Source organism: Exiguobacterium sp. K1, assembly GCF_033721435.1.
Classification (GTDB): Bacteria; Bacillota; Bacilli; order Exiguobacteriales; family Exiguobacteriaceae; genus Exiguobacterium_A; species Exiguobacterium_A artemiae.
In genome coordinates, this window is sequence record NZ_JAOTIT010000001.1 from 687,558 (window position 1) to 703,989 (window position 16,432).

A 16,432-nucleotide genomic window follows, 5' to 3' on the forward strand; every position below is an offset into this window, starting at 1 on the left:
TAGCGTCATGCGGAAGGAGCATCTGTTCATCATTTTAGCGTCATTGGTCGCACTCGTCATCGGTCTGCAGATTGGTTTCGCCAGTCTGCCGGAACCAAAACCGAAACAGGTGGAGGAATCGGTGACACGACCAAATGATTTTCAGGCAGGACTCCGCGACGCAAAAACCGAATTGAAGATGGTACAAAGGTTCAGCCGATCGAGCACGATCGAGCATAACCGATCGAACCAGACCTGGATTTACTCCAGTCCGACACCGACACGTATTGCCGTTGATTGGTATTACGTCGCGAGTTATCCCGAAAAAAATGTTCAGATGACTCGAAATGAGGTATCCCGGATTTTAACGTATGACCGGTATCTTGTTGTCATCCGCCCGATTTACGGTGTGGTCGAAGACAGTGAGCTTGAACAATTTGCACTTCGCTTTTCAAGCTACTTCATGGCAGTGCAACAACAAAAGGAGGAGAACGATGTCAGGTAAAATCATTCTGTTGATTGGTGGATCGGGCAGCGGGAAATCTTCCTTGATTAAACGATTACGCCAGGAATATGAACGGGTCCGCTTTATTCCGTCCGTGACGACACGTCCGAAACGTCCGACGGAACACGACGGGGAAAGTTATCATTTCGTTGATGTCAAAACGTTCCAGCAACTGATCCAGGAAAACGGATTCATCGAATATGCCCACGTCCACCGGGCCTGGTACGGGACACCGCGCCAGGCGTATGAAGAAATTCTTGCGACCGGTGGAATTGTCATCAAGGATATTGATCCGAAAGGGGCGACAGCGTTCAAAACGTTGTTTGCCGATCACGTCATCACGATTTTCGTATCCGTTCCGCCGGATTTGATGAAGGAACGGTTGCTGATGCGGGGGGATACGCCGGAGTTCGAGGCACGGCTCGTCGACTACGAAGATGCGTGGAAAGAGCGCGATCATTACGATTATATGATTGAAAACATCGACTTTGAACAGGCCTATGCGGATCTGTTGAGTATCATTTCCGCCTATATTCCCGGACAACCGTCCGAATCGTAACAGCAGGGAACCATCCCTGCTGTTTTTAGTATCGTTAAGGAGAGGGGGAACGTGGATGGATGTCTGGCTACGGCTTTTGCAGGCGGAACCGGAGCTCCGGTCCTTGACCGGCTGGGACCGTCTTGCGACGCGCTATACCGATTCACCGAAATACACGGCGCACGACGCCAGCGGAGTGTCCATTATTCATACCGCTCCGCTGGCATCATTGGCGCGGAAAAAGCGGGAGTTTGAGCTTTTGCAGCAGTTACGACACGACGGGTTGCCGGTCCCGAAACCACTTGATTTAAAGCAGATTCCGGCAGCGGCTGTCTGTTACAGCCGCTATCGTTTTCTCGAAGGGAAGACGATCCAGGCATGTTTACCGCTCAGCCGGGACAAGGCGTACCGACTCGGTCAGGAGACGGGCCGCTTGTTACAACGGATCCATCAGCATGAGGTGCCCCGGGCGACCGAGTGGGCGATCCGCTGCCTCGAAAAACACAAGCGGTATGTTGCGCTGTACCAAGCAGAAAGACCGTTGACCGACGATTCAATCATCCTGTCCTTCATTGAACGAAACATCCATTTGATCGCGGGACGGCCGAACCGGCTGCAACACGATGATGTTCACCTCGGAAATCTGATTACGGACGGGGAACACCTCGTCGGACTGATTGATTTCTCGAATCACGATGTCGGTGACCCGTGGCATGACTTCGTCAAAATGGGACTGTTTCAGGTAGACGACAGTATTCCGTTTGCCGTCGGTCAAGTCGACGGTTATTTTGCAGGGGATGTTCCGGAGCTATTTTGGCGTGTCTACAGCGTCTATCTGGCGATGGCTTGTATTTCATCGATCGTCTGGACAAGCCGGCATGCACCGGAGGAAACGGACCAAATGCGCCGGCGGCTCGAACGTGTGTTGTCCGATCACCGGCGGTTTGAGTGTGCCGTCCCGATTTGGTATGCAACGTTTGACCGGACGTGATCGTCTGAGTAGACTTTTCGTTCGACCGGAAAAGCCGTGCCTTCACCGATTGATTCGGTCAGGGCACGGCTTTTTTGGTTCAGTTTCCGTCCCAGGTCTCGTCGACACGGGAGGCATAAAAGCGCAGGGCGCGGGCATAAGCATGGATTTCCGGATTTCCCGTCGTATCGACAAGCGTTCCGATCAACCGTTCGATTGCTTCGGCCGATCGGTCGAGATTATGTAACGTCAGTGCTAAAAATGTCTGCAAAACGGCATGCTGCGGAAAATGGACGAGTCCTTCCGTCAGCGTCCGGTAGGCATCATCGTACCGTCCGAGGGCGCGGTACGTACTGCCGAGCCCGACGTACGCCTCCTGTAAATCGGGAGCAGCCAGCCCTAGCTTGATGGCAGCGACATAATGCGGGACGGCGGCGGCTTCCTCTCCGAGATTATCATGACACCACGCCATCTGATAATGAATCATCGGATCGTCTGGCAACTGCTTCAGGTAAGAGGCGACGAAAGCTTTTGCAGCCTGATACTGTTTCGCCTGACGAAGACGCGAGACGGCTGTCAGGTCAAACTCGACTGCCGGGGAGGGTTCACCTGACGGACGGTAAACGAAGGTCAGGTGCTGACTCGACGGTCCGTATAAAACGCTGTAGTCAAACGGCAGTCCGGCTCTGGAGGCGACAACGAGCGCCGGTTCATTGTTCGGGTTCATCGTCGCCTCGACCCGTCGATAATCGAATGTCGCGAAACTGAGCGTCAGCATCGCAGGAAGTACTTCAGTGGCATATCCTTGTCGTCTAAACAGCAGATCGATCTCGCAGTCGATTTTCGCCGAGCGGACGTCCGCTTGACGGATCGGCGAGATTCGGATCGTCCCGACCCTCGTTTCATCGTCCGAACGAAACAGACCAAACGTGAACGTGTCTGTTGCCGACCGGACCGGTTCGTTTTGAAACGGCACCGGTCGAATTTGTAAGCGCGCCGTCTGAATCGTGATGGCATCTGTCATGTCAAGGCACTCCTCGCGTTTGGTATCATACAAAAACCCTTCAACCGGTCAGGCTGAAGGGATGGATGTTAATTTTGTTGTTCGAGTTTCGTTAATAATGTCCGGAACGTATCGAGTTCGGCATCCGAGAAGTCAGCGAAGACGTCCGACAGGTATTCCATCTTCATCGCTTCAAGTTTCCCGTATAATTCAATCCCGTCTTCCGTTGCCCGGAGTTCGACGACACGACGGTCGAGTTCACTGCGTTCACGTGAAATCAGCCCTTTTTTCGTCAATTCATCGGCCAGTGCCGTGATCATACTCGCTGAAAACTGAAATTCGTTGGATAAAGCCGATGCGATTTGGGGACTGCTTGTGCAAAGCGACTTCAGGATAAAGAATTCGTTTCGCGTCAAGTAAGTCGTGAACATGCTCCGGACATCTTTTTTGATGGCGCGGTAGTTCATGCGTAACCCTTTTTCTGTATCCACGATCAACTGATCGCGATTTGCTACTTCTAATGTAGTTGCCATAGTTTCACTCTTTCCATACCGTAGTTTCTTCTTCCGTGATTTAGTATAGTGAAAAATTTTAGTTTAATCAATATTTTTCTCTTGAATCATCTGTTTAGTTAACGGTTGGACCTGTTTGATGATGTCGTCGACGTTCCGGAGCTCCGGATAGAACCGGCGGAAGAAGTAGTCAATCCGGTGCGGATCATTCCCGGCAATCGTCACGGCCATACAGATGTAGGCGATCCCGATTCCTTGACGGGGAAGGAACGGGTTCGGCATGACCTGGGCACACTTCAAGGCGAGCGGGCTGTGGACGGCGACGGCTTCAATCAATTCTCCATAATTCCGGATATCGACATAATGGAACATCCGGATCAGTTCATTGATCAACTGCTGATCAGAATCGAGCATCATCTGGGACGTGACCAGTTGTTTGTCGAGATCGTTGATGACAGCGGAATGGTCGATGAAATAGTTTAAGTTATCGGAAGTGATCCGGACCTTTTGCGGATCCGATAAGATTTGCTGGACCGTTTCGTCTTCGAATTGCTTCAATTGTTTTTTGATGTTGACGAATTCCTGATCGGCGATTTCAAGGAGTCCGGCAACCCGGCTGAAACTGCGGCGGACTTCGGCCGGCACACTGTTCGGATTTTTGTACCCTAAATCGTGCTCAATTTCCGCCCAGGCATGCTGGAGAATCGACCGGATCTGAATTTCGGCTGTATGATCCTTAAAACGGCCGTATTCACTTAGCGCGAGCCGCTGTTCATTTAAGGCGGCGACGAAATGGACCGACAGATAACCGAACTCGGTCGTATCGAGCAACGTGGATTTGTCGACGGATTGATCCCGGTCGATTGAAAATTCATTTTCGATGATCCGGGCCGCTTCCCGGACATCATCGTGAAAGTACGTCACTATCCGGATTCCCGTCAAATCGTGCACATCCCGGAGCGATTGGTATTTATTCGGTTGCCGTAATACTTTTTGGTACAGGCTGTCGGACTCTTTCGTCCGGGCGACGATCGAATGGTATTTGATGCCGGCTGCATCGAGCAATTCCGATAATAAGACTTTTAATTTATCGGCAAAGGCGTCATAGTCTTCCTTGTCATTGACATATTCAAGCATCATCGTATTTAAGTCCTGTGATTGCACGGAATTCACCTTCCTTGTCATGTCTTCTTCTGACATTATTGTAGCACTCGTTTTCACCGGACGCACGGAAGGACCCTGTTTCAAGGAGGACGCTTCGTGGGAAAGACAGAGTAGAACATCTGGGAGGGGTGCTAGAATGGAAATTTTGGACGCGCGGGCGTTGCCAGCTGATCATTCTGATATCTTACATGTCACACCATCATCGGTTTATTTCCGCCGCCGACTCAACGACAGTCAATTTCATATCAGCCGGTTTGATTTAGAAGATCAAGAACAGGTCGATCTGACGCCGGAAGTGTTGCAGGACCACGGACCAACCCGGCCGTTCGTCAAAAAGGGAAAAGTGTATTGCCTGAATGAAAAAGACCGGGAAGAGGGCGGTGAGACGCAATTGATTTCGATTGACCTGCATTCAGGAAAAAGCGAGCATCTCGCGTCGTGGCGTCTTGGAGGCGATTTGACGCTCTACTGGGTCCTGAATGAGCGGTATATGGTCTTGTTGCATGTCGATGAGGGGACGACCGCCTTTTTGTATGACGTCGAGACGACGCGTCAGCATCCGATTAAAGATGAACGCTTGTATGGCATCACGGAAAACTACCGTGAACTATATTTTTTCCTCGTCACGTTAGCGGATGCCGATTATATCGTCTGCAATGCCCGGCTTGATGAGTTCTCCTTTTATGATGCGCTGGAAAGCGGAGTCATCTCACCGGAAGATCCAATCGACCACTCGGAAAGTCTGTTGATTGCTCCGTTGTCGACGATCGTCACGGAAATCGAGCAAGGCGTGGAACACCTCTCCTTCCGGACGTTGTTGCGGCTGGATGGGGAAGGCGATACCGTCCAGTACCTGGGTGAACAGGACGGCCATCTCGTGTTTAGTGCTTATACGGAACGCCTGAATGAAGAAGTGTTTTATGAAATCAAGGAACAATCGGCCGTTACGGAGCGGGAACGGATTCGCTGGAGTGATTTTGAACCGCTTGACTTCACCTATGACGATGTCGAGTCGACGATTTTCATCGTCAATGACCGGTCGGATCAGCACCATGAAGTGATGAATCTGCGGACGGGTGCCCGCTACCTGGACCGTGACCCGTTTGAGCGGGTGTTGCGCGACCGGTTTTACCTGCATGAATCGATCGGGACGGATGCTGAACCGATGGTCACGGTGTATGATGGTGAGCAGGCGGTGCGTCACCGGTTCGAGGATGCTTATTATATGATTGTTTCCGGAGAACTCGTCATCCTTTCCGTCAATCAATTAAAATGAACGAAACAGCCGAACAATCCAGGGAATCACACTGTGAAGAAGACAGTGTGATTTTTAAACAGAAGATATATTTATTTCATATACCGTAATAGTTACATAAAAACAAAATAAAAAATGAAAAGTATAAACTTAATTCCGTCAAAAACAATAAAAAACTCCTCTCTGTCAGCGAAATACGCCAAGCAAGAAGAGGAGTGGTATGCTTATTCTGAGTCAGTCGTCCGTGTGAAGATGTCGACCTGAATATTTCCAGCTGTCGCACGTGAGTAAGGGCAAACACTGTGGGCGAGTTTACCAAGCTCCGCAGCTTGTTCTTCTGAAACACCACGGACAAGAACATCAAGTTCCACTGAAAGTGTGAATCCGTCTTTAGCTTCATTAAGTGTGACATGTGCCGTTACTTCACTGCCGTCATGCTTGATGCCTTGTTTCCGAGCGACAAGGTTTAACGCGGAATCAAAACAAGCCGAGTATCCAGCAGCAAATAATTGTTCCGGGTTGGTTGCTTGTTTTTTAGATCCCGGTACAGGCATGGCGAGTGCAACGTCTAAGATACCGTCTTCCGATACGACGCGACCGTCACGGCCTCCGACAGCTGTAGCAGATGATGTGAACATTGGTTTCATAATGATAACTTCCTTTCGGGTTGGCTGATTAATTTAAGTAGCTTACAATTAGATTGTATACAATCTATATAAGAACGCAACTATTATGCTTGAAGGAGGAACTTATATGCCGAATCCTTTATTACTGGAGGAACAACTTTGTTTTCCGTTTTATGCGATTTCTAGGGAAATTACGAAACGGTACCGTCCCTTGCTTGAACCGCTGGGGTTAACCTATCCGCAATATTTGGTCATGCTTGTCCTGTGGGAGCAGGATCAACAATCATTAAAAGCGGTCGGAGAACGATTGCACCTCGATTCGGGAACATTGACACCCTTATTAAAAAAATTAGAAGCTTCCGGCTTAGTCGAACGAGTCAAAAATCCGGCAGACGAACGGCATATTCAAATCACGTTGACGACAGACGGGCAGGCTCTTCGAAAGGAAGCCGAACAAATTCCGCTCGCTTTAAAAGAATTACTGGGTGTATCGGACGAAGATTTGGAACTGGTCAAACAGACATTAAACCGTCTGACCATAAAAATGAACGGGACTGATTGACAGCCCCGTTCATTTTAAATGTTTATTTGCGGCGGAATCCTTCTTCTTCAAGGTAGTTCGCTGCTTCTTTATACGAATTGAACGCTCCGTCAAGCAAATCGCCCGCATACACCAACCACGTGTCGAGGTCTTCGTTTAATAACGTCAATTCGAACTGGTTGTCGTTGACCCATGTTTCTTCCAGCGTTTCGACTGTTTCGACCGTCTCGAGTGCTTTGATCGCATCTTGTAACAAAAGGATTAAAGCGGGCTCGGAGAATTCACGGATGTTGACGAAACCTTTCCGGTCCGTCTCATATCCCGGTAATCCTGCAGCGTAAACAAAACCGTTGCCGTTCGGGTGAAGATGATAGACGACGATTTTTTTCTCGAACTGACTCTCCGGGAAGTGGAAATTGACACGGTTAAGCGAAACTTCTTTCCGGACAAGTTGCGGGAAAGTCTCGATGATGTTTAATTTTTCTTCAAATGTTAGCATGGTTCCTCCTTGAAATACATTTCTACTCTCTTATATATGCGATGATTCGCAGTGAAATGTCAACGTCTGTTTGATGACAGTGAAACTTGAGCAAGTCTCTTCCCGTATGAAAAAAGGAAAGGCAGGGGATTGGATGCAACCAAATCAACCGACCGGGGACTGGCAACGTCTGCCACGTGCCTCGGTGACCGCCGAACGTCAATACGTCGGTATTAAGTATACCATTTATCTGTTGCTCATCGGAACGGCAACCGTGGTTCAGATCAAGTGGCTTGATCTGTCTCCCTGGTGGATGTGGATTCTGGCCGGTCTGTGGACAGGATTCTTTTTACTTCAGTTCGTCTACGTCCCGAAGATCCGACAACGGTATTTTAAATACCGGGTGGATGATGAATTTTTAGTCGTTGAATTCGGGATTTTTATCTTACGGCATGTCGTGACGCCGCTCGTCAAAGTACAAATCATCGATACATCGTCCGGTCCGTTGCTCCGTCGTTTGAACCTGATGAACATGAGCGTGCATACGGCGTCCGGACAAATTGAGTTACCCGGACTTGAGGTGACACAAGCCGGCATCTTACGAAAGCGGATTGAACGATTCGCCAAACTCGAGGAACAGGAGGAGGAGTCGTTATGACACGGAGGGTGCATCCCCTGTTCATCTTAATGACGACATTGACACAGCTCCGGTCACTCGTCATTCCAATTGCCGTCATCCTGTTTAATGATTTGAAAAATGACGGATTCGGCATGTATACGATGATTGGTGTCGTGGTCATCAGTTTCCTGTTACTCGTGTTCGGCATCATTTCCTGGTACTTTTATACGTTTACGATTGATGAACAAACGATTCGGGTCAATAAAGGGATTTTCCGTAAAAGTGAGCGGACGACGCAACGTCAGCGGATCGAGTCGATCGGGATCAATCAAAACCTGCTCGAGCGGATTCTCGGTTTGGCGACACTGACGGTCGAAACTTCATCCGACAGCGGCAAACCGGAAGTCGAATTAAAAGGGGTCCGGCTCGAGTTTGCCAAACAATTGAAATCGACGATCGGAACAGCGGTCTTGGCACCCGCCGAAAATGCGGAGACAGCCGTCACCTATACGGTCGGCTTAAAGGATTTAGTGACGGCAGGGGCATTATCCGGCCGGCTCGGTCTGGCACTCGTCGGATTCGGAGCCGTCTATCAGTTCGCCAACCGGTTCATCGAGCCTTACATCAGCCGGGCGTTTGACGAATTGTTGCATTTATCACTTATGATTTTGCTGATTCTCGGCGGAATGCTTTTACTCTTGATTTACCTTGGCTCGATTTTGGTTTTCGTCCTCCGGTACGGTTCCTTCCGGGCGACACGTGATAAACAGCGGATGACGATTGGCTACGGCCTCTTGAACCGGACGGAAATCGTCTTTCATCAAGATAAGGTGCAGGCACTGGTCATCGAGGAAAGCTGGATCAAACGGCGCTTGAAACGGGCGCATCTCTCATTACACATTATCTCGGCAAGCGGTGAAGAAGAGAAGCTGCTCTTGCACCCGTTTATCCGCACGAGTGAGATCGACGATTTTTTGAGTCGGTTTTTACCGCGGTTTCAATTGCAAAATCCGCAGAAACGAGCCGTCGACCGGGGATTTTTTTACATCGTCCGTTGGCCGCTGCTCGGCTACAGTCTGGGGTTACTTCTGTTGAACGGGGCGATGCTCTATACGTTACCGGAACCATTCCGATATTTCGGATTACCGTTTCTTCTGCTGTTGCCTGTTTATTACGCGGTCGCACGGTCGGGCTATCAAAACACCCGTTACGGGCATCAGGATGATTTGTTTGTCCTCCGCAAGGAACTCGTCAACCGGGAAACGATTTATGCGCCACGCCTCAAGATTGAAGCCTTCTCGAGCCACGTGTCCCGTTTTCTCGAACACAAAGATATCCTGAAGTTTCAGCTTACATTACGCGGTTCAAGTGTCTTTCATACCGGTTACTTTACACAGGCAGAGTTTGAAGACGTACTGCGTTGGTATCAACAGACTTTTCTCAAGCCACCGGCTCCACCGGCAGGGACACGGCTGTCGGATGACGAATAGCTTCTGAAAGAAACAGATGACAAAAGGAGTGAACGTGGTGCGCAAATGGATTTTGATACTCTTGCTGATCCTATTCGGAATCGGAAGTCTGATCGGATATGACGGCTACCGGTTACAGCACACTTTAACAAAAGCGTCCGACCGCTCTCGTCTCTTGCCTGCGAAGCAAACCAATCCGGACACAACGGATCAGGCATGGATGAAGCGGCAGGATGTGAAAACCATCCAATTAAAGACGACCGGAGAAGCGCGCGTCGGTCGTTACCTGACCGGTTCTCCCGCGTCCGACAAGACGGTGGTGCTCCTTGCTGATGATGTGCGCCTCGGTTCCTCCGAGACGGAACCACTCATCCGCTTTTATCAGGAACAGCTCGGATACAACGTATTTGTTCCGGACCGCCGCGGTCAGGGAGGCAGTAAAGGACCATTGAACTATGGTTGGCTTGACCGGCTGGATTTGATCGAGTGGACCAATCAATTGATTGAGGAGACCGGAACCCGTCACATCATCTATCACGGACTGGGTGTCGGAGGGGCGACGGCACTGCTCGCAGCAGGAGAGCCGACCGTTCCCAAACAAGTCAAGGTCGTCATTGCCGAAGGCGCATATGCCCGTCTGGATGATTGGCTCCAGTCCCTTGCCAAAGCAAATCTGTTGTATCCGGCCGGTCCGTCGCTTGCTGTGGCAAGTATCTTGAATAAAGTCGAACAGGACTTCTTTTACGGGGATGTTTCCGTCACGCGGCAGACGAGCCGGATCATGGTGCCGACGTTGTTCATCCAGGGAACGGAGGACAAGATTGTTCCAGCACGGATGGTCTATGAGCTGTATCAGGCAAAACCCGGGATCAAACAATTGTATCCGGTCCGCGGAGCGGGTCACGGCATGACCTATTCCGAAAATGCCGGGAATTACGAAAAACGTCTGCGTTTGTTCGTTCAACCTTTTGTCACGACCCCTTAACCGGTCGTGTCATGAGGGTGGAGGAACGCGAGGTGAACAGACAGATTGAAAGGGGTCACAACAGAAATGACGGATTTGGTTTGGGTAGGCAATGAAACACCGTTCGTCGATGTCATCTCCATTGAATCGGTCGGACCGATCACGGTCGGACGATTCGGAGGATGCAGCCGTTCCGGACAGACTAAAAATGAGGACGGTTGTGTCGTCTGGATCGGGGAGGACTGGGAATGGACGATGCTCCTCGACGCGCATGATACGGCGGAAAGTGCGGTCTTATTGACCGGCTATTTTACTGCGCATCGTCCGGAGATCGAACGGATTCTGAACGAACCTCCGGAAACACTATTCTCCGAGCTGGAACGGCAGGTCGTATCCTTGTTGCAAAACGAAGCCTTCCGGACTGCCTGTCAAGACGTACAGGGCGAGACCGCCTGTCTGTTTCTTGTCCGGAAAGGAAAATATGTCTGGTGGTTATCGGTCGGCGATGTCGTCGCTTATCTGTTCCATCCGGAGTTAAGTAAACATCTACAATACAAATTAAACGAGCGGCAATTTTTTGAATGGATCGGACGGGTCAATACATTTGATTTACCGGTTCCGTGCTACAGCCGGGGGATTCGTGAATTACGTCAGGGAACCAATCAGCTGTTGTTGACGACGGACGGATTGATTGAATGTCCGGGAGCCCCGTTTCAGGACGGAAAACAGATCGAAACGATTCTGAACACTTCAACAGCCGGCGTTAAGACGTTACTGACAAAAATCGAGCAGCTTGGTGTCCGGGACAGCACGACCATCTTGGCCTGGACGGTCGAGGTCGAGGAAAGCGTCACGATGCCCGGAAATGCAAAATAAAAAAGCATGACCCGTCTTTTCCGTTGATCTGGGAAAGGGGTCATGCTTTTATTCGGTTGTTGCCGATTCGGCATCCGTCTGGTTCGTTTGTAACGGGATCGGTTCCTGTGCCTCTTTTTCGGTATGCGCCAACGGCAGGGCAATCCCGACGCTCGTTAGTAAAGCGATCAGCGCCGTGTTCGTTAAGGTTTGGTACATCTGGGTCCCTCCTTTTCTGAAATTGTGTCACCTTTTTAACTATTCTGAATATTTATTCGCGATTCGTCAAGTAATCGTCATCTTCCCGGTAGTCTTTTTTTCCTTGAAACCGGTATACTTAAACGTGAAAAAGGGGGATCTCGCTTGAAACTTACTAAAGCCAACACACGAATTCTAGAGTCATTATTACCACGGTTGAACCTGAACGTCGAAGAACCGGAACGGACGGATATCGAACGCCGTCTCCAAGCGGATCTGTATGAAGCCCAGCGCTTGCAAAAACCGTTTGAAACCGTCCACGGACAATCACCGGAAGAACGGTTGAATCAAATGATTGCCGAGATTCCGGAATTGCGGCGGATCGAAACTCAGAAGCGCTGGACCCGGAATTATATCTCGACGATTTTGATGTTTATCTTCATCGAAGGAATCGATGGGACCTTCCAGTTCGCTCTCGCAGATTACATTTTATTTTCGATCATCGCCTTGTTCCTGATTGATGCGATGTCGATTTTAATCACGTCGCCGAAAATCCGCGACGTCAAAAAACGGGTCTGGATTCAATTTTTAGTCAGCTTTATCTTGTTTGCGACGTATAAAGCGGTTTTGATTCAATTCGTGCCGAATCCCGTCGTCCTGATGCAAGTCAGCGGCACCCCGGCGTATCTGATCGGAATCGCCGGATTGGTCGGTCTTTATCTTTACTGGTCCAAAAATCCGCTTCGTAAACGCGCATAAGGCAGAAGGAGGGAAAAAGATGGAATTCACGCACTGGAAAAGACGTTTGCAAGATCATCTGGAACGGATGGGGTTTGATTTACGGATCGAGCGGCTTGCCATGCAGGATATCCTGAAACTTGAAGCCACACATGGTGCTTTCTTATTTTTCCCGATTACGATCAACTTATATGAACGGATGGGGTGGCAGATGGTGGCCATCGAATCCCATCATCCGGAAAACGTCGACGATTTGTTTGCTGAAGCCCAGGTCCAGTCCCTGTTTCAAATGACGATGATGACGTTCGAAGAGGAAGAGCGGGAATACATTTTAGGTTTTTACAGCAACACCGGCCGTTATCTGACGGATACACTCTCGTTGACCGGACAGCTCGTCCGTGTCATCGAAGAGGAGTGGAACGACGGCGAACCGCTCCGGATTGCTACGTTCGAACCGTTCCCGGGTCTGTTCGTCGCTCCATCCTTTGCCCATCAGACCTATGCCTTTGCGGCGGTTGAAGACCACTGGCAACTGTTCGTCGGGCGGACGGGACGTCCGGCAAGTGATTACCGGCTTGACGGGACGGTCCTTGCACCGCACCGTGTACCGGAAAGCGAATTGTTCACGCGGATTCCATTGGCTGTCCCGCTTCACGAGTTCGAGGATGTCCGGACCCGGTTGCAGGCGGAACGAACGGAAGTGCAATCATTTCTTGCACAGGTGATGGCGGTCATGCAGGCTTACGATCCGTCGTTCGGTTTCGCCTGGCGCGGGACAGTAACGTTTTTCCATGGTATTCCGGTCAATCCGTTTGCCCAGCGCCTGTGGCTTGACGACGGACATAAGCGTTTCCGGATCATGCAGCAAGGATCGCGACGGATCTTGGCGCTCGGGGACACGGCACCGGAGGCCATCGAACGACTCGACGAAGCGGTCGGGGCGGGGGAGCCGGACGGAACTCCCGTCAGTGCCGTCGGTCAATTGCTGTTAGGGATCTGGAAACAGTTCGAGTCCGACGAGACGACCTATTTGACGGAAGTCTCCTGTGAAGGGATTTCGAGACAACAGGTCGAAAATCGGGTCCGCAACGCCTTGGCACGGCAGGAAACGATTGATTGGATCGTCCGGGCACAAAACAGTAATGACAGTTGCCGATTTGCGGGACTGACGATCACGTTCCCGCATCGTCCGCCGGGTCTTGTCCGGATTCAACGGACGGAAGATCTGACCGGAAACCGGTGATTGCCGGAAAAAGAAGAAATAAAAAGACCGGACGCCCTCAGGTGTCCGGTTTTTTGTCTTAGATTCCAAGGGACGCAATCAGTTTCCGGATCCGTTCTTCCGATTGTTTCGGCGTCAGGATCAACAGTTGATCGCCTCCGATTAACCGGGTTTGTCCCCTCGGTGTGATGATGGCATTCTGCCGGATGACGGCGACGACCAGCAAATCCTGCGGCATCTCAATCTCCTGCAGTGTTTTCCCGTCGATGCGGCAATAGGACGGGACACTGACTTCGACGATTTCGGCATTCGGATTTGCGACCGTCATGAACTGAATCAACGGTTCAATGTCGATGGTCGGTTTCGCATCAAGCTTCATCAGCTTGACGACCCACGGCAAGGCAGTCCCTTGCAGGAGAGCCGATGTCATGACGGCGAAAAAAACGATATTAAATAACGGATAGGCGTCCGGTAAGCCACTCGACAAAGGATAGGTCGCAAGGATGATCGGCACAGCGCCGCGTAAGCCGGCGGCCGTGATGACACTCTGTTCGCGGAAGTTATAACGAAAAGGTAACAGGGATAAATAGACGGCGAGTGGACGGGCGACGAGAATCAACGTCAAGACGATGATGCCGGAGACGAACAGCGTCTGTGGATCGAACAGTTGCCTCGGGAAAACGAGCAGTCCGAGCATGATGAACATGCCGACTTCCGCCAAGTGAGACAGGCTGCCACTGAACCGGACGAGAATATCCCGGTAAATCAAATCATGGTTGCTGAGCCATATTCCAGTCACGTAAACGGCTAAAAAGCCGCTCGCATGAAGGCTGGTTGCGACGCCGTAGGAAAGGAGTGCGCCGCTGATCAAAAGCGTCGGGTAGAGGGCCGACGACTGCAACTGGATGCGGTTCATCAAGGACGTCAACAACCAGCCGACGAACAGACCGATTACAAGACCAAGGCCCATCTCGTAAAATAACAGCAAGATGCCGTGTAAGGCGGAAAAGGCTGCCGGATCCAAAGCGAATTCCGTGAACAGGATCGTCAGGAAAACGGCCATCGGGTCATTTGTTCCGGACTCCGCTTCGAGCGTATGCTTCACTTTTTGATCGATCGGACGACCGTTCAGCAGGGAAAAGACGGCAGCGGCATCGGTCGAGCCGATCAAGGCCCCGATCAGTAAGGCGATCGGCCAACTGAAATCAAGCAGGTAATGCGCGACGCCGGCAATCAGCCCGGTCGTGACGAGGACACCGACGGTTGCGAGGGATAACGCTGCCGGCAGTACGGTTTTGAAATCCCGCCATTTCGTATTCAAACCGCCGTCAAACAAGATGATGACGAGTGCGATTGTACCAAACAGACGGGCTTGTTCGAAGTCGGCGAAATCAATCAAGCCGGAGACATCCGTTCCGGCCAGGATGCCGACAAACACAAACAGAATCAGGGTCGGGGTCGGGACGTTCAGACGGACAGAAAATTTCGTCGTGACGATGGCAAGCAACAAGAGAACACCGGCCAGCAACAGGACGGTTCCTTCGTTCATAGGCGATCCCTTCCTTCAATGAAAGACGTCTTTTCTTTAGTATACGTCATTCGTTGCGGTTGCTTTCGAAAATAGTTTGCCGGAAGATGTGTATAAATCCGTAAAAAAAGGAAAACACGTATCATAATGGATCATTGATTGAAGAAAGAGGAGGCATCTGATATGAACATCTGTGTAGTCACAGGAGCAAACTCCGGTATGGGGATGGTGACGATTCAAGAATTGCTGGAACGCGGAGACCGTGTCATCGCAACCGTCCGTTCGCAAAAAAAAGCGACGCTGCTGATTCAACTTTTACGGGAACATGCTGTTTCCGATGCGAATCTGGAAGTGGAAATCGTTCAACTCGATCAGCTTGATTCCGTACGGCGTTTTGCAGATGTGCTGTTTGACCGGATTGGTCGGATCGATCGCCTGATTTTAAATGCCGGTATCATGGTTCCGCCGTATCATGTGACGAAAGATGGATTTGAATCACAGTTCCAAGTCAATTACCTCAGTCACTTTTATTTGATTGAACGGTTAATGCCGTTAATCGAGCAGGGACATGATCCCCGTGTGATCTCGATTTCTTCCTTGGCGGGAGAAGGCGGGATGATCCGGACCGATATCGAGCTCGAGGCGATTGCACATGTCAGAAAAGAGCAGTATAACCCGATGAAGTCATATCGGGAATCAAAGCTTCTGCAAATGGTTCACATGCGGGAATTAGCGGAACAATACGGCACGCTGGCGACGTTTGTCAGTGTTCACCCGGGAATCGTCAACACAGACCTGTTTTACCGGGGCAAATACGGAAAAGTGCTTAAAACCGTTCTGAAGCCGGTTGCTCAGGTGGGCTATTGGACCGGAAAGCTGTACACCCCGGAATACGGGGCAAAAACTGCCCTGTATCTGGCAACGACCGACGATGTGATTGACAACGGCGGGTATTACGCGGATTCTGCGCCGCGACTCAGTAACCCCGTCGTAGAAGATGAGGCATACCGTCAACAAGCCCGCGCACTGTCCAAACGTTGGGTCGGATTGGACTAAACGGTTTAAAAAAAGGTCTACCGACTCGTGGGAAGTCGGTAGACCTGTGTTGTGCAGACTGGGGGTCTGTTCACTCCCTGACTATACAATATTGAGATATAGAATCTGAAACTATGAAAAAATTTACAAACTCATGCGTTTTTGTGATTTTTGCAGGACTTTATGCAAAACGGTTTTCTTCTGGGTTCGCTTTCGTTAGGATGAAGGAGAAT

The 16,432-nt window shown here is 50.5% G+C and carries 19 protein-coding genes; 12 read left to right on the forward strand and 7 right to left on the reverse strand.

The window, feature by feature from the left end:
• Window positions 1-7: 7 nt before the first annotated feature.
• From N7U64_RS03435 to N7U64_RS03445, 3 genes are read left to right on the forward strand one after another with little or no spacing between them, the layout of a single operon-like run.
• Entirely contained in the window at window positions 8-484 is a 477-nt protein-coding gene (locus N7U64_RS03435) for a hypothetical protein (protein WP_290826515.1), read from the forward strand.
• Window positions 474-1,043 (forward strand): guanylate kinase, encoded by a 570-nt coding sequence (locus tag N7U64_RS03440; protein WP_290826517.1) that lies wholly within the window; start codon window positions 474-476, stop codon window positions 1,041-1,043. The genes N7U64_RS03435 and N7U64_RS03440 overlap by 11 nt, the downstream gene beginning before the upstream one ends.
• Before the next feature lie 55 nt (window positions 1,044-1,098).
• Window positions 1,099-2,013 (forward strand): phosphotransferase family protein, encoded by a 915-nt coding sequence (locus N7U64_RS03445; RefSeq protein ID WP_318928517.1) that lies wholly within the window; start codon window positions 1,099-1,101, stop codon window positions 2,011-2,013.
• A gap of 79 nt (window positions 2,014-2,092) precedes the next feature.
• Here the strand turns inward: N7U64_RS03445 and N7U64_RS03450 are convergent, their stop codons facing one another.
• The 3 genes from N7U64_RS03450 to N7U64_RS03460 all read right to left on the reverse strand — a co-directional run bounded on the left by N7U64_RS03450 (window position 2,093) and on the right by N7U64_RS03460 (window position 4,671).
• On the reverse strand, window positions 2,093-3,016 hold the full coding sequence (locus N7U64_RS03450; protein WP_318928518.1) for a tetratricopeptide repeat protein: 924 nt from the start codon (window positions 3,014-3,016) through the stop codon (window positions 2,093-2,095).
• A gap of 68 nt (window positions 3,017-3,084) precedes the next feature.
• On the reverse strand, window positions 3,085-3,528 hold the full coding sequence (locus tag N7U64_RS03455; protein ID WP_014970479.1) for a MarR family winged helix-turn-helix transcriptional regulator: 444 nt from the start codon (window positions 3,526-3,528) through the stop codon (window positions 3,085-3,087).
• A 63-nt stretch (window positions 3,529-3,591) separates the two neighbouring features.
• Window positions 3,592-4,671 (reverse strand): GTP pyrophosphokinase family protein, encoded by a 1,080-nt coding sequence (locus N7U64_RS03460; RefSeq protein WP_290826526.1) that lies wholly within the window; start codon window positions 4,669-4,671, stop codon window positions 3,592-3,594.
• Window positions 4,672-4,807: 136 nt separating this feature from the next.
• Here N7U64_RS03460 and N7U64_RS03465 point away from each other — a divergent pair, with 136 nt between their 5' ends.
• The gene (locus tag N7U64_RS03465) at window positions 4,808-5,947 is read left to right on the forward strand and encodes a Six-bladed beta-propeller, TolB-like protein (RefSeq protein ID WP_214849178.1); all 1,140 of its coding nucleotides are present in this window, start codon (window positions 4,808-4,810) and stop codon (window positions 5,945-5,947) included.
• Between the two features lie 203 nt (window positions 5,948-6,150).
• On the opposite strand, the gene N7U64_RS03470 is transcribed toward N7U64_RS03465, so the two are convergent.
• On the reverse strand, window positions 6,151-6,573 hold the full coding sequence (locus N7U64_RS03470; RefSeq protein ID WP_318928519.1) for an organic hydroperoxide resistance protein: 423 nt from the start codon (window positions 6,571-6,573) through the stop codon (window positions 6,151-6,153).
• A 106-nt stretch (window positions 6,574-6,679) separates the two neighbouring features.
• On the opposite strand from N7U64_RS03470, the gene N7U64_RS03475 reads away from it, so the two are divergent.
• Window positions 6,680-7,114 carry a MarR family winged helix-turn-helix transcriptional regulator gene (locus tag N7U64_RS03475; protein ID WP_214849180.1) on the forward strand — a complete coding sequence of 145 codons (435 nt, stop codon included), beginning with the start codon at window positions 6,680-6,682 and terminating at the stop codon, window positions 7,112-7,114.
• A gap of 22 nt (window positions 7,115-7,136) precedes the next feature.
• Here the strand turns inward: N7U64_RS03475 and N7U64_RS03480 are convergent, their stop codons facing one another.
• Window positions 7,137-7,592 carry a hypothetical protein gene (locus N7U64_RS03480; protein WP_114595703.1) on the reverse strand — a complete coding sequence of 152 codons (456 nt, stop codon included), beginning with the start codon at window positions 7,590-7,592 and terminating at the stop codon, window positions 7,137-7,139.
• A gap of 133 nt (window positions 7,593-7,725) precedes the next feature.
• Here N7U64_RS03480 and N7U64_RS03485 point away from each other — a divergent pair, with 133 nt between their 5' ends.
• The 4 genes from N7U64_RS03485 (at window position 7,726) to N7U64_RS03500 (ending at window position 11,499) form a co-directional block, all read left to right on the forward strand.
• Window positions 7,726-8,229 carry a PH domain-containing protein gene (locus tag N7U64_RS03485; protein ID WP_251135912.1) on the forward strand — a complete coding sequence of 168 codons (504 nt, stop codon included), beginning with the start codon at window positions 7,726-7,728 and terminating at the stop codon, window positions 8,227-8,229.
• Window positions 8,226-9,680 carry a PH domain-containing protein gene (locus N7U64_RS03490; protein ID WP_318928520.1) on the forward strand — a complete coding sequence of 485 codons (1,455 nt, stop codon included), beginning with the start codon at window positions 8,226-8,228 and terminating at the stop codon, window positions 9,678-9,680. The genes N7U64_RS03485 and N7U64_RS03490 overlap by 4 nt, the downstream gene beginning before the upstream one ends.
• 37 nt (window positions 9,681-9,717) lie before the next feature.
• Entirely contained in the window at window positions 9,718-10,644 is a 927-nt protein-coding gene (locus tag N7U64_RS03495) for an alpha/beta hydrolase (protein ID WP_318928521.1), read from the forward strand.
• Window positions 10,645-10,710: 66 nt separating this feature from the next.
• On the forward strand, window positions 10,711-11,499 hold the full coding sequence (locus N7U64_RS03500; RefSeq protein ID WP_318928522.1) for a protein phosphatase 2C domain-containing protein: 789 nt from the start codon (window positions 10,711-10,713) through the stop codon (window positions 11,497-11,499).
• Window positions 11,500-11,547: 48 nt separating this feature from the next.
• Here the strand turns inward: N7U64_RS03500 and N7U64_RS03505 are convergent, their stop codons facing one another.
• A complete protein-coding gene (locus N7U64_RS03505; RefSeq protein WP_012370495.1) occupies window positions 11,548-11,697 on the reverse strand; it encodes a hypothetical protein in 150 nt (49 codons plus the stop codon).
• A 144-nt stretch (window positions 11,698-11,841) separates the two neighbouring features.
• Here N7U64_RS03505 and N7U64_RS03510 point away from each other — a divergent pair, with 144 nt between their 5' ends.
• Complete coding sequence (locus tag N7U64_RS03510) at window positions 11,842-12,435, forward strand: hypothetical protein (protein ID WP_318928523.1); 594 nt, start codon at window positions 11,842-11,844, stop codon at window positions 12,433-12,435.
• A gap of 19 nt (window positions 12,436-12,454) precedes the next feature.
• Complete coding sequence (locus tag N7U64_RS03515; RefSeq protein WP_318928524.1) at window positions 12,455-13,657, forward strand: hypothetical protein; 1,203 nt, start codon at window positions 12,455-12,457, stop codon at window positions 13,655-13,657.
• A 58-nt stretch (window positions 13,658-13,715) separates the two neighbouring features.
• Here the strand turns inward: N7U64_RS03515 and N7U64_RS03520 are convergent, their stop codons facing one another.
• Window positions 13,716-15,185, reverse strand: a complete 1,470-nt coding sequence (locus tag N7U64_RS03520) for a potassium/proton antiporter (RefSeq protein WP_318928525.1) — start codon at window positions 15,183-15,185, stop codon at window positions 13,716-13,718.
• 162 nt (window positions 15,186-15,347) lie between these two features.
• Between N7U64_RS03520 and N7U64_RS03525 the strand changes: the two genes are divergently transcribed.
• Entirely contained in the window at window positions 15,348-16,220 is an 873-nt protein-coding gene (locus N7U64_RS03525; RefSeq protein ID WP_290826549.1) for an SDR family NAD(P)-dependent oxidoreductase, read from the forward strand.
• The last annotated feature ends 212 nt before the right edge of the window (window positions 16,221-16,432 follow it).

Bases quoted from the DNA above. Each gene is read 5' to 3' on its own strand.
- N7U64_RS03520 (WP_318928525.1), bottom strand. From the start codon at position 15,185: ATGAACGAAGGAACCGTCCTGTTGCTGGCCGGTGTTCTCTTGTTGCTT.
- N7U64_RS03490 (WP_318928520.1), top strand. From the start codon at position 8,226: ATGACACGGAGGGTGCATCCCCTGTTCATCTTAATGACGACATTGACA.
- N7U64_RS03485 (WP_251135912.1), top strand. From the start codon at position 7,726: ATGCAACCAAATCAACCGACCGGGGACTGGCAACGTCTGCCACGTGCC.
- N7U64_RS03450 (WP_318928518.1), bottom strand. From the start codon at position 3,016: ATGACAGATGCCATCACGATTCAGACGGCGCGCTTACAAATTCGACCG.
- N7U64_RS03465 (WP_214849178.1), top strand. From the start codon at position 4,808: ATGGAAATTTTGGACGCGCGGGCGTTGCCAGCTGATCATTCTGATATC.
- N7U64_RS03515 (WP_318928524.1), top strand. From the start codon at position 12,455: ATGGAATTCACGCACTGGAAAAGACGTTTGCAAGATCATCTGGAACGG.
- N7U64_RS03475 (WP_214849180.1), top strand. From the start codon at position 6,680: ATGCCGAATCCTTTATTACTGGAGGAACAACTTTGTTTTCCGTTTTAT.
- N7U64_RS03525 (WP_290826549.1), top strand. From the start codon at position 15,348: ATGAACATCTGTGTAGTCACAGGAGCAAACTCCGGTATGGGGATGGTG.
- N7U64_RS03500 (WP_318928522.1), top strand. From the start codon at position 10,711: ATGACGGATTTGGTTTGGGTAGGCAATGAAACACCGTTCGTCGATGTC.
- N7U64_RS03435 (WP_290826515.1), top strand. From the start codon at position 8: ATGCGGAAGGAGCATCTGTTCATCATTTTAGCGTCATTGGTCGCACTC.
- N7U64_RS03455 (WP_014970479.1), bottom strand. From the start codon at position 3,528: ATGGCAACTACATTAGAAGTAGCAAATCGCGATCAGTTGATCGTGGAT.
- N7U64_RS03440 (WP_290826517.1), top strand. From the start codon at position 474: ATGTCAGGTAAAATCATTCTGTTGATTGGTGGATCGGGCAGCGGGAAA.
- N7U64_RS03505 (WP_012370495.1), bottom strand. From the start codon at position 11,697: ATGTACCAAACCTTAACGAACACGGCGCTGATCGCTTTACTAACGAGC.
- N7U64_RS03445 (WP_318928517.1), top strand. From the start codon at position 1,099: ATGGATGTCTGGCTACGGCTTTTGCAGGCGGAACCGGAGCTCCGGTCC.
- N7U64_RS03470 (WP_318928519.1), bottom strand. From the start codon at position 6,573: ATGAAACCAATGTTCACATCATCTGCTACAGCTGTCGGAGGCCGTGAC.
- N7U64_RS03480 (WP_114595703.1), bottom strand. From the start codon at position 7,592: ATGCTAACATTTGAAGAAAAATTAAACATCATCGAGACTTTCCCGCAA.